10 protein-coding genes are annotated in these 12,731 nt (G+C 36.5%); all 10 read left to right on the forward strand.

All coding sequences use genetic code 11. The features are described 5' to 3' along the window. Positions 1-41 precede the first annotated feature (41 nt). The 10 genes from mutS (at position 42) to LDM90_RS03220 (ending at position 12,507) form a co-directional block, all read left to right on the forward strand. Positions 42-2,624, forward strand: coding sequence for a DNA mismatch repair protein MutS (mutS, locus tag LDM90_RS03175; RefSeq protein ID WP_198213211.1), 2,583 nt, complete (start codon positions 42-44; stop codon positions 2,622-2,624). Between the two features lie 2 nt (positions 2,625-2,626). After that, a complete protein-coding gene (mutL, locus tag LDM90_RS03180) occupies positions 2,627-4,507 on the forward strand; it encodes a DNA mismatch repair endonuclease MutL (RefSeq protein ID WP_223896463.1) in 1,881 nt (626 codons plus the stop codon). Positions 4,508-4,512: 5 nt separating this feature from the next. Then, a complete protein-coding gene (gene ruvA / locus LDM90_RS03185) occupies positions 4,513-5,097 on the forward strand; it encodes a Holliday junction branch migration protein RuvA (RefSeq protein ID WP_223896464.1) in 585 nt (194 codons plus the stop codon). A 35-nt stretch (positions 5,098-5,132) separates the two neighbouring features. Beyond that, the gene (gene ruvB, locus LDM90_RS03190) at positions 5,133-6,155 is read left to right on the forward strand and encodes a Holliday junction branch migration DNA helicase RuvB (RefSeq protein ID WP_370520787.1); all 1,023 of its coding nucleotides are present in this window, start codon (positions 5,133-5,135) and stop codon (positions 6,153-6,155) included. A 71-nt stretch (positions 6,156-6,226) separates the two neighbouring features. Beyond that, entirely contained in the window at positions 6,227-6,691 is a 465-nt protein-coding gene (gene yajC / locus LDM90_RS03195) for a preprotein translocase subunit YajC (protein ID WP_198213182.1), read from the forward strand. Between the two features lie 146 nt (positions 6,692-6,837). Next, complete coding sequence (gene zwf / locus LDM90_RS03200) at positions 6,838-8,286, forward strand: glucose-6-phosphate dehydrogenase (protein WP_223896466.1); 1,449 nt, start codon at positions 6,838-6,840, stop codon at positions 8,284-8,286. Continuing rightward, on the forward strand, positions 8,279-9,415 hold the full coding sequence (dinB, locus tag LDM90_RS03205) for a DNA polymerase IV (RefSeq protein WP_198213184.1): 1,137 nt from the start codon (positions 8,279-8,281) through the stop codon (positions 9,413-9,415). The genes zwf and dinB overlap by 8 nt, the downstream gene beginning before the upstream one ends. A gap of 49 nt (positions 9,416-9,464) precedes the next feature. Further along, positions 9,465-10,421, forward strand: a complete 957-nt coding sequence (locus LDM90_RS03210) for a DHH family phosphoesterase (RefSeq protein ID WP_223896468.1) — start codon at positions 9,465-9,467, stop codon at positions 10,419-10,421. Beyond that, complete coding sequence (locus LDM90_RS03215) at positions 10,414-11,775, forward strand: DEAD/DEAH box helicase (RefSeq protein ID WP_223896470.1); 1,362 nt, start codon at positions 10,414-10,416, stop codon at positions 11,773-11,775. The genes LDM90_RS03210 and LDM90_RS03215 overlap by 8 nt, the downstream gene beginning before the upstream one ends. Positions 11,776-11,988: 213 nt before the next feature. Next, positions 11,989-12,507: a TetR/AcrR family transcriptional regulator gene (locus LDM90_RS03220; protein ID WP_198213190.1), complete on the forward strand. Its 519-nt coding sequence runs from the start codon at positions 11,989-11,991 to the stop codon at positions 12,505-12,507. The last annotated feature ends 224 nt before the right edge of the window (positions 12,508-12,731 follow it).

A 12,731-nucleotide genomic window follows, 5' to 3' on the forward strand; every position in this document is an offset into this window, starting at 1 on the left:
AGAAAAGAAGGGGAATAATGGCGCAAACAAACCTGACTCCGATGATGGAGCAATATCACGAAATTAAAAAGCAATATCCCGATGCTTTCCTTTTTTATCGGGTAGGTGATTTTTACGAATTATTTGAAGATGATGCAATCAAAGGTGCTCAAATTTTAGAATTAACTTTGACTCACAGATCTAATAAAACCGAAAATCCTGTTCCAATGGCAGGAGTTCCGCATGTAGCGGTTCAATCCTATGTAGATACTTTGGTTGAAAAAGGCTACAAGGTAGCTTTGTGTGAACAGCTCGAAGATCCTAAACAAGCTAAAGGGATGGTTAAACGGGGTATAATTCAACTTGTGACTCCCGGAACCTTGATGAATGACAAACCTAGTGAAGCTAAAGAATCAAATTATCTTACATCGGTTGTGACTACCAAAAGCTGCTTTGGACTTGCATACAGTGACTTATCTACCGGTGAAATTTATGCCACACATTTAAAGAGTTTTGCTGCCGTTTCAAATGAGTTGCTTTCTCTGCGAACTCGCGAAGTTGTTTTTAATGGACATTTAAATGACAAGGATAGTGATTTTTTTCATAAAGCAAATATTACCGTATCAGAGCCTGTTGCATTAACTGGCAAACATGCGGAGATTTCCTTTGCTGAACAAAATTTAACTAATTCTGCCGAAAAGGCAGCTGTTAGACAATTAGTAGGTTATTTATTGCAGACCCAGCGCCGAAGTTTAGCTCATTTGCAAGTAGCCCAAAGTTATGAAGTCAATCAGTATTTACAAATGTCTCATACTGTGCGAGATAACTTAGAATTAACAGCATCTGCTAAAACAGGTAAGAAAATGGGTTCACTTTTTTGGGTTTTGGATAAAACTCACACTGCAATGGGCGGACGGCTGTTAAAACAATGGCTGGCTCGACCACTCTTGTCTGTTGAACAGTTAAATAAACGGCAGGAAATGGTGCAAGCATTAATTGATGAATATTTTACTCGGGAAAATATTAATGATGCTCTTAAAGGGGTTTATGACCTGGAACGCTTAACTGGGCGAATTGCTTTTGGCAGTGTCAATGCGCGAGAATTATTGCAGTTGGCACATTCTCTCAATGCAGTACCAACAATTTTGGCTGAAATGCAAAAGGCGGATAATAAAAATTTGCAAAATTTTGCAAGACAAATTGATCCGTTAAAGGGTATTGCTAAATTAATTACTGATACTATTGTTGATCAGCCACCGGTTCTGACAACTGAGGGCGGGTTAATCAAAGATGGCGTTGATAATCAACTGGATCGTTACCGAGATGCCATGAATAATGGTAAAAGATGGCTGACCGAAATGGAGCAAGATGAACGAACCAAAACAGGAATTGAAAATTTAAAAGTAGGCTACAACAAGGTTTTTGGATATTACATTCAAGTTACAAACTCGAATAAAAGCAAAGTACCTTTAGATCGTTATACCCGTAAACAAACTTTGACCAATGCTGAGCGATATATCACACCTGAACTTAAAGAGCATGAAAACCTTATTTTAGAAGCACAAACCAAATCGACGGATTTAGAATATGATTTGTTTGTGAAACTAAGAGAAGAAGTCAAAAAATACATTCCGGCATTGCAAAAGTTAGGTGGACAAGTAGCTAAACTTGACGTTTTTTGTGCTTTTGCACAAGTTGCCGAGGACAACAATTATTGTAGACCACAATTTCATACTGATAATCAGGATGTTAAGGTTATTATGGGAAGACACCCTGTAGTTGAACAAGTGATGAAGGCAGGGTCGTTTATTCCTAATGATGTAAAATTAACAGAAAATACAGACATTTTTCTGATAACCGGTCCTAATATGTCCGGAAAAAGCACTTATATGAGGCAGATGGCACTTATTGCTGTGATGGCTCAAATCGGGTCATTTGTGCCTGCCGATAGTGCAGATCTGCCTATTTTTGATCAAATTTTTACTCGTATTGGTGCAGCAGATGATTTGATTTCAGGACAAAGTACTTTTATGGTCGAAATGACTGAAGCCAACGACGCACTACAGCATGCAACCAAGCGGAGTCTAGTATTATTTGATGAAATTGGTCGAGGAACAGCAACCTATGACGGCATGGCTTTGGCTGGAGCAATTGTCCAGTATTTACATGATGAGGTTGGTGCTAAAGTTTTATTTGCGACTCACTTCCATGAGCTAACAGCAATGGAACAGACATTGCCTCATTTAAAGAATATTCATGTGGGAGCAACTGAAGAAAACGGTAAATTAATTTTTCTTCATAAAATTTTACCCGGACCTGCTGATCAAAGTTATGGTATTCACGTTGCTCAACTTGCCGGGTTGCCGAGAAAAGTATTACGAAAAGCTACCAAATTGCTTAATAGGCTTGAAGCTCAAGGAAGTAATTTAGGTCCGGCTTCTACGCAATTAGATTTGTTTAGTTCCGCAACCGCAACAGAAGAATCTGAGTCTGTTGAAACACCTTCAGATTCTAAAGATGAATTGACTGATAAAGAAAAAGATATCTTAGATGAAATTTCTAATATTTATTTGGCTGATCAGACGCCACTGCAAGTGATGCAACTAGTCGAAAACTGGCAGGAAGATTTAAAGGATGAAAACTAGTCATGGCAAAAATACATGAGCTTTCGACCAATCTGTCTAATCAGATTGCAGCTGGAGAAGTAATTGAACGACCTGCCAGTGTGGTAAAAGAACTGGTTGAAAATGCAATTGATGCGGGCAGCAATAGAATTAGAATAGACTTTATTGATGCCGGATTGAAGCAAATTGTGGTTCAAGATAACGGCTCCGGAATTGATAACGATCAAATTGATCTTGCTTTTACCAGGCATGCAACTAGCAAAATAGCAAACGAGCGTGATTTATTTAACGTTAACACATTGGGTTTTAGAGGCGAGGCCTTAGCTTCGATTGCTGCAGTAAGTCACGTTGAAATTTTAACTAATTCTTCTGGAGAAATAGGTACGCGTGCTGAGTTCTTAGGTGGAGTTAAGAAAATACAGGAAAATGCGGCTGCGAGAAAGGGCACACAGATTACTGTTAAAGACTTATTTTACAACACACCTGCGAGATTAAAATATTTACGTAGTCCGAGAACTGAAATTATGAAAATCGTTGATATTGTTAATCGGATTGCGTTAGGTTATCCCGAAATTGCATTTACGTTGATGAACGAAGGTCGAATATTATTAAGAACTGCCGGCAATAATAATTTACGACAAACAGTTTCTAGTGTTTATGGCAGAAATATTGCTGAAAAAATGCTGTCTTTTAACGGTAGTGATAATGACTTTGAAGTAAGCGGCTTAATTTCTAACCCTGAACTTACCAGATCTACACGTAATTTTATTTCGATTTTGCTTAATGGCCGTTACATTAGGAATTTCAAATTAGCCAGTGCAGTACTGGATGGCTATGGCAATAACCTTGCTGATAAACATTATCCTATAGCTGTTGTTAAGATAAAAACTGATCCGCTTTTGGTAGATGTTAACGTGCATCCCACAAAAAGAGAAGTACGTTTATCCAAAGAAACTGAATTAAGCCGTTTAATAACAAATGCAATCAGCAGTGTGCTCTTGAAGAATGAAAGAAAATCTGATGCTATCAGCAATTTGAATAATGCTACAGAGGATACTTTAGTTGATCAGTTAAAATTTAATTTAAATAAAAACGTGGTTGAAACTAAAAGACCTGAAACTCAAACTGACCAAATTAATGAAGCAGTACCTGAAAAAATTCAGCATATTCAACATACACAGTATGTGAATTTAGATACTCCACGAGATGATGATCGTTATCTGATTACTGCAACTTGGACGGATAATGTAAAAAAGCAATGTCAATTGACCCCTTTTACCAGTAAACAATCTAATAGCGGACTGATTTCTACAGGGGATGAATTACTGGCAAGTAGTTTACCAGAGCTAAGTTTTGTAGGTCAGACTAAAGTTTATATTATAGCTGCAAGTAATGATGACCTATATTTAATTGATCAAGTTGCTGCCAGAAGACTGCTTTCTTTTAAAAAGATTATACTCGAATTGTCTAGTTCTAAAATCAGCCAGCAAGGTTTATTGAGTCCTTTAATTTTGGAATTTGGCAATCTGGATTTTTTACAAATAAAAGATAAGTTGGCAGATATTAAAAAAATTGGTATTTTCTTGGAAGATTTTGGGCAAGATACCTTTATATTGAGGTCTTATCCCACTTGGTTGGGCGAAGACGTCGAACATTCCGTACGTATAATTTTAGACACCTTTTTGAACATAGATGATAGCAATTCTCAAAATTTAATTAAAAGGATAGCAGCAGATCAGGCTCAAAGGGAAGTTTCGGGACGTAAAAAACTGACTTCTGCAGATTGTGGCGAAATTTTGACAAATTTAAGGCAAGTTTCTGATCCATATCATGATGCAAAGGGCAATTTGGTAATTGTGCGACTAAAGAAGAATGATTTAAGCAAAATGTTTAAGAAAGATTAATAAAAATGTATGAATATTTGAATGGCATTATTGCAATAGTTAAGCCAGATTTTATAGTAGTTGACGTAAATGGAGTCGGCTACAAGGTTTTTAGTCCCTCACCATATGCATACCAAGAGGGACAAAAAGCTCGAGTTTTTATAGAACAAATTGTGCGAGATACTGGAGTTACCTTATATGGTTTCCAGACTGAAGATGATAAAGGATTGTTTTTAAAACTTTTAAGTGTCAGTGGTATCGGACCAAAGTCTGCTTTAGCAATTATGGCTGCTGAAGACAGTAATTCTCTAGCAGAAGCAATTGAACAGGGTGAGGTGAAATACCTAACTCGTTTTCCTGGTGTAGGCAAAAAAACGGCTTCACAAATTGTCCTTGATTTAAAAGGTAAATTAGGAGACTATGTCAAGAAAGCAAATAAAGAAGCTTTAGCAGAAATAACTCCAGAATTAAATGATGCATTATTGGCATTATTGGCATTAGGTTATACTAAAAAAGAAGTAGATAGGATTACACCGGCTTTAATAGAAGAGGAAAAGACAACAGCAGATCAGTACATTAAAAAAGGACTGGCTCTTCTCTTAAAGAAGTAAATCTTGTTATAATAAAATTAATGTTTTAAAGGGAAGTGAAACAGGTGGCAGAAGACGATAACAGTATTGTTTCTGGAGAGAACCAGGGACAGGAAGAAAAGCAAGCTGAGTTTCCTTTACGTCCTCAAACTTTAAAGGAATATTTAGGTCAAAATCGTGTCAAAAAAGAAATGGCAGTTTATATTAAAGCTGCTAAAAAAAGGGATGAGGCTCTTGATCATGTTCTGCTTTATGGCCCTCCGGGATTGGGTAAAACTACCTTAGCCTTTGTGATAGCGAATGAACTAGGTGTTCATTTAAAGAGCACTAGTGGTCCAGCCATTGAAAAAGCTGGTGATTTGGTTGCTTTATTAACCGATCTGGATCCTGGTGATATTTTATTTATTGATGAAATCCATCGCTTGGCAAAGCCAATTGAAGAAGTTCTTTACTCTGCTATGGAAGATTATTATGTTGATATCGTAATTGGTGAAGGTCAAACTACCCATGCAGTACATGTTCCCTTGCCACCGTTTACTTTAGTTGGTGCAACTACTTTAGCCGGGCAATTGTCTGCACCATTGCGTGGACGTTTTGGTATTGTTGAACATCTGCAGTATTATACTGTTGATGAACTTGAAAAAATCATTTCTCGTTCTAGCAAAGTTTTTAACATTCAAATTGACCCCCAGGCCGCACATGAATTAGCTCGCAGATCGAGGGGCACACCACGTGTAGCCAACCGTTTATTGAGAAGAGTGCGTGATTTTGCACAAGTTAAAGGAGAAGAAATAATTTCTTATAAAACTACGACAGATTCTTTACGGCAATTGCAAGTTGATGATGAGGGTCTTGATCAGACTGATCGTAAAATTTTGCGTGTAATTATTGAAAAATATCATGGTGGTCCTGTAGGAATTAGGACACTAGCTGCTAATACTGGTGAAGATGTAGAAACAATTCAATCTCTTTACGAACCTTATTTGATGCAGAATGGTTTTCTGTTAATGACACCTAGAGGAAGAATGGTAACAGAGAAGGCTTATAGTCATTTGGGACTGCCGCTGCCAAACAAGTAATGCAAATGTTTGTTATTTTCTGTATAATAAATATTTAGACAATAATTAATTTTAATTTGAGGAGTGTAAAAGTGAATAATTTATTTTTAGCACAGGCTAATAATTCAGGTAGTACTATGTGGACAATCATAGTTTTTGTAGTTTTGATTGCCTTAATGTATTTTACTATGATCAAACCCCAAAAAAAGCAACAACAAAAGAAAATGGAAATGATGAATCAATTGAAGAAAGGAGACAGCGTCATCATGATTGATGGTCTTCACGGTAAAATTGATTCAGTTAATACCAAAGATAAAACTGTTGTACTTGACGCCGATGGGATTTATTTAACTTTTAGCAGAATGGCAGTACAGCAAATTTTGCCAAACAATACGACTAATGCTGAACCAGCTGCCACTTCTGAAAGTGCTGATAAAGCTGAAGAATCAGAGCAAAGTGAACCGACAACGGATCAGAAACCAGATAAGCCAGCGGAAAAGTCAACTGAAGAAAGACCAGCCAGTTCATCTGATGAAACACCTGACGATTCAAAATAAAAGTAGTTACTTAAGTGCCTTAATGGCACTTTTTTATTACCTAAAATTAGCTTGCAAAAACAGCAAATATTGCTCAAAGCGCGAGTTTACCGGCAAAATAGTATAAAATAAAGCTAGTGTAAAAAGGTAACAGAAAGGATTTTTTCATGAATAATATTCCGGTAATTATGATTATCTTTGGTGGTAGTGGAGATTTAGCACATAGGAAGCTATACCCAGCACTGTTTAATTTATTTGAACAAGGTTTAATTCACGATAATTTTGCTGTAATTGGCACGGCTCGTCGTCCCTGGTCACATGAATATTTGCGCGACCAAGTGAGTGACGCTGTGCACGAAACACATAATGAAGTGGATGAAAATGATTTAGCTGCGTTTGCCAGTCATTTTTACTATCAGTCTCATGATGTGACAAATGTGGAACACTATGAAACCTTGAAAAATTTGGCGCAAGATCTTGACGATCGATATAGTGCACAGGGAAATCGTATTTTCTACATGGCGATGGCTCCTAAATTCTTTGGTACTATTGCTGAACATATTAATGATCAACATTTAACTAGTTCGGGTTTTAACCGCATTGTTGTTGAAAAGCCTTTTGGTCGTGATCTTGCCACGGCAGAAGAGTTGAACAAGCAAATAACTGCATCTTTTGCTGAAGATGATATCTTTCGGATTGATCATTATTTAGGCAAGGAAATGATTCAGAACATTTTACCAATGAGGCTTACTAATCCATTGATTAAAAATATTTGGAATAATCATAATATTAAAAACGTTCAGGTCACTTTGGCTGAGCAACTTGGAGTTGAGGCTCGAGGTGGCTATTACGAAACAGCAGGAGCTTTGCGCGATATGGTACAGAACCATATTTTTCAGATAATTACGTTGCTCGCAATGCCGGAACCTAAAGATCTAACTTCGCAAAGTATCCACAAAGCAAAGCAAGAACTTCTTGATAGTATGGTAATTCCCACAGAAGATGAAATTGAGCGGCATTTTGTGAGGGGGCAATATCTTGGAAGCGATGTTACCTTTGGCTATCGTCAAGAGCCTAATGTTGCTGAGGATTCTCATACGGAAACCTATGTAGCAGGTGAAGTAAAGTTTAAAAAGGGGCCATTGGCAGATTTACCAATTTATTTTAGAACTGGTAAAGAAATGAGAGAAAAGAAAAATAGGATTGACATTGTTTTAAAGCATATGTCGAATCAGTATGGCATGGCTCACTCAAATAATATTTCAATCATTATAGATCCGCAGATGCAGATTTTTATTACTATTAACGGTAAAAAAATCAATGAAACTGGAATCAGACGTGAGAATTTAAGCTACGGACTTACAAGTGAAGAGCAAAAACAGGTGCCAGATGGGTATGAACGTTTACTGCATGATGTTTTTGTAAATGATTCAACTAATTTTACTCACTGGAGTGAACTAAAAAACTACTGGAAATTTATTGACCATGTTGAAGAAGCATGGCAAAAAGAAAACGAACAGGGTCAGGAACCTGAACAATATTTGCCATACAGAATGGGTCCTGAGTCAGCTGCTAAAATTTTTGAGTCGCCGACAGAGCGTTGGATTTATGAGTAATTTTGACGATGGCCTTTTGCCTAAAAATGATACACATAGAAAAATTATTCATCTTGATATGGATGCTTTTTATGCATCTGTAGAAACACGCGATAATCCCGAATTAAAAAATAAAGCACTGGTAATTGGTCAAGATCCTAGAAATTATCACGGTCATGGTGTGATTGCAACAGCTAATTATATCGCTCGTCAATACGGTGTACACTCTGCTATGCCATCGATTAAGGCATTAAGACTGATACCGAAAAATAAATTGGTATTTTTGAGCCCAAATTTTACTAAATATCATAGTGTTTCTGCTGAAATACATCAGTTGATGCATGAAATTACTGATAACGTCCAATCTATCGCGCTTGATGAAGCGTATTTAGATGTAACTGAAAACAAATTAGGGATAACCTCTGCATTGCAGATTGCAATTAATCTTCAGAAGAAAATAAAAAAAGAAGTTGGTCTTAATTGTTCTTTTGGCGTCACATATAACAAATTTTTAGCAAAAATGGGTTCTGAGTATTCGAAGCCATTCGGGCGCACTGTTATTCTGCCAGATGAAGCCAAGGAATTTTTAGCAAAACAAAAAATTGCTCAGTTTCATGGTATCGGTCCCAAAACTCAAGCGAAATTAGCAGAAATGGGCATTTTTACAGGCCATGGGTTGCAAAAAATGCATGTTCGTGATTTAATAAAACACTTCAACCGTATGGGATACTTAATGGCTGAACACGCTAACGGTATTGATTTATCACGAGTAATTCCTGATGATGAGCGTAATCGCAAATCTATTGGTATTGAACGATCCTATGAACCTAGTGTTTACAATGAGCAAACTGCACTGACAAATTTGCGTAATTATGTTAATGATCTGACTGATAAGCTAATTGAACGAAATTTTTATGCCAATACGGTTGTTTTAAAAATTCGCAACAGTGACTTCAAGACTGTTACTAAAAGGCGTAAACTTGATCATGCTACTAATAATCCATTAGAGCTATACAATGCTGCTAAAGAACTTTTTGATCCTATTTCCAGTTCATTTTTAAATGATGGAATAAGACTTTTGGGTGTGACAGCTACAGATTTTACAGAAGCAGACTATGAAAATATGGATTTGGATTTGTTTACTCAATAAAAAGTTGTTATTAGGCTGGAATCTATATAAGTAACAAAGGAGTTTAGATATGAATACTTTTACCGAAATATATCAAAGAATCACACAATATGACACCATTATTTTACATAGACACACTAGTCCAGACCCTGACGCTTTAGGTTCACAGGCTGGACTTGCACGTTCTTTAAAGCTGCAATTTCCCAATAAGCGTATTTTATGCGCGGGTGAAAATGATGAAGGAGATCTAGCATGGATCAATCATATGGATCAAGTGACTGAACAGGATTATGAAGGAGCTCTTGTAATTACAACAGACACTGGAAATACAGCCCGTATTTCTAATAAACTATATAGCAAAGGTGATTTCTTAATAAAAATTGATCATCATCCCGATGTTGAACCGTACGCTGAAATGAGTTTTGTTGATGATCAGGCTCCTGCTGCTTCACAAATTGTAGCTGATTTTATTATTACTGAAAAAATGCCACTTATTGCAGAAGTTGCCTATCCCCTTTATGCTGGAATAGTGGGTGATACCGGTAGATTTATGTATCCTGAAACAACAGATCATACTTTTAAAATTGCGGCTAAATTGGCAGCGACCGGAATTAATATTAATGAGATTGCGCGTAATATCAGTGATGTTACCTTCGAACAGGCAAAATTACAGGCCGAAGTTTTGGCGTATATGAAAGTCGATGCTAGTGGTGCAGCCTATGCAATTTTAACTCAAGATACTTTGCATAAATTGGGTGTAGATTCAGAACAAGCTTCATGTACTGTTTCTACTCCCGGTCGAATTAAGGATATCATTGCCTGGAATGTTTTTGTTGAAAAACCAGATGGTACATTCAGAGTCCATTATCGTTCAAAGGGACCAGTAATTAACGAATTAGCAGCAAAACATGATGGAGGCGGTCACGCTTTAGCAAGTGGAGCTAACGCAAAAGACATGGCGGAAGTGAAACAAATTTTCGCAGAACTAGTTCAGGTAACCAAGGAATATCAAGAGGAACATGAATAATATTTTTGAAAATGAACAGATAAATCCAGCAATTAGACAGGGATTAAAAAAGATTAACTTTGTTAAACCTACTGAAGTGCAGGAAAAAGTGATCCCTGTTTTAATGGCACACAAAAATGCTGTAGTGCAAGCAGTTACCGGTTCGGGTAAAACTCACGCCTTTTTGATTCCTGTTATGAATGAAATTGACGAGAATCTTCAATTTCCTCAGGCAATTTTGACTACGCCTAGTCGTGAACTTGCACAGCAATTGTATCAAGTAACCCGCCAATTAAGGGATGCTTCCAATCTAAACCTGTCTATTGCGTTATTAGCAGGTGGTACCGATCGTGAGCGACAAATTGAAAGTATTAGCAGACATAAACCGCAAATTATCATTGCTACTCCCGGTAGACTACATGATTTTGTTGAAAAAAAGATTTTGCCATTAGATTATGTCAAAAACTTTGTCATTGATGAGGCTGATATGACTTTGGACATGGGCTTTTTGAGTGAAATCGATTTTATTGCACAAAGATTACCCCAAAACTGTGTTTTGACTGCTTTTTCAGCCACAATTCCGGTTAAGTTGGCTAACTTTTTACGTAAATACATGGCAAAGCCTGAAACTATTATCATAGATAATCCTACCGTTATTTCTCCAACGGTCAAAAACGATTTGCTTGATATTGGCTCAAAAAGTCGCGAAAAAATACTATATCAATTATTAACAATTGGCCAGCCGTATTTAGCACTAATTTTTGCTAACACAAAGCAAACTGTTGATGAACTAGCAGAATTTCTCATTAATCAAGGCTTAAAAGTGGCCAAAATTCATGGTGGAATTACTGAGCGCGAACGTAAAAGAACAATGCGTGAAGTAGAAGCCGGGCAATACCAGTATGTAGTGGCAACTGATTTAGCTGCACGTGGCATTGATATTGAAGGTGTCAGCTTAGTTATTAATTATGAAATTCCCCGTGAATTAGAATTTGTGATTCATCGTATTGGTAGAACCGGCCGAAATGGGATGAAGGGACACGCTATTACATTAATTCGTGAAGAAGAAATGAATCAAATTCTTAAGCTGGAAAAAATGGGGATCCATTTTGATTTTGTCGAAATTAAAGATAGTTCTCTGGTACCGCGAACGCATTATCATAACCGCAAATTAAGACAATCAACTTCTCAAGGCCTTGATAATAAGGTAAGAGGGATGGTAAAAAAAGCGCAGAAAAAACGTAAACCTGGCTATAAGAAAAAGATTAAAAGAGCTATTCAGCAAGATAGAGCGCAAAAAAATAAAATTGAACAGCGCAGTAAAATTCGAAAAGCTAAACGACAAAGAAAAAATAGGCGTGATAGTCAAGACTAACTTAAAATAAAAATTATATTTAAATTATTCCTAGAAAGCTAACACACGATTTCACTTAGATGTTGGCTTTTTATTTTGCATACAAATTAAAGAATCTTGTCGTTTTAAGTTCTTTTTAGCATTTTAAAAATAAAATCATTTTTTTCCAAGATAATATTGCTTGTCGTTACTATTATTGATATACTTATAGCATTATAAGCAGGAGCATTTAATATGAGTTTAACAAAGAATGAACAAGTTCTCGTGTTAGAGCTATCAAAATATAATGTCTATAAGTACACAGTCACTAAATTTTGTAAGAAATTGAATATTAACCGTGGAGTTTTTTATAGAAAATACCGTAATATTTGTGATTTGTTTACTTCGGTTTTAGCTTTACAAACTAGACGTGCATTACGAAGTATTGACGGTGAAACGATGGATCGCATGTTTTACAGGATGCTGTCGAAAATAAAAGAAAATAAGACTTTCTATATTAACCTCAATAGAATTGCGCAAAACCCACAAGAATTTTATCGTGTTTTACGAAAAGAATATGCTATAGCCATAGAGAAGTATATGCGACCTAGAGGATCATTTTCGGTTCGTAAAGTTGAATTAGTAGCAAATGGAATCTATGCTATTGTTTTCAATTGGGTTGTAGATGAGTGTAGACATGATATCAGGGATGTATACCAAAGTATTCACTTATTATTGGTTCATATTGAGCAATCTATAAAAAAACCTGACTAAACTTTAAATTTTTTTGTAAAAAAGACTTGCAAAAGGCAAAAATAATTGCTAGTATTAATAACTGTCGTCGGGCAATGAGCCGCAAGGCAGGAGGCCCCTAAGGCCGACAAAAAAATCGAGCAAAAGCAGTTGACATAAGCGAGCTGTTTTAGTAAGATAATAAACGCTGTCGGGGGAAGACGGCAAAAAGATCCCAGAAAAAAGTGCTTGACAAAAGGGACTGA

Source organism: Lactobacillus huangpiensis, from assembly GCF_019972815.1.
In the GTDB taxonomy this organism is placed as follows: Bacteria; Bacillota; Bacilli; order Lactobacillales; family Lactobacillaceae; genus Lactobacillus; species Lactobacillus huangpiensis.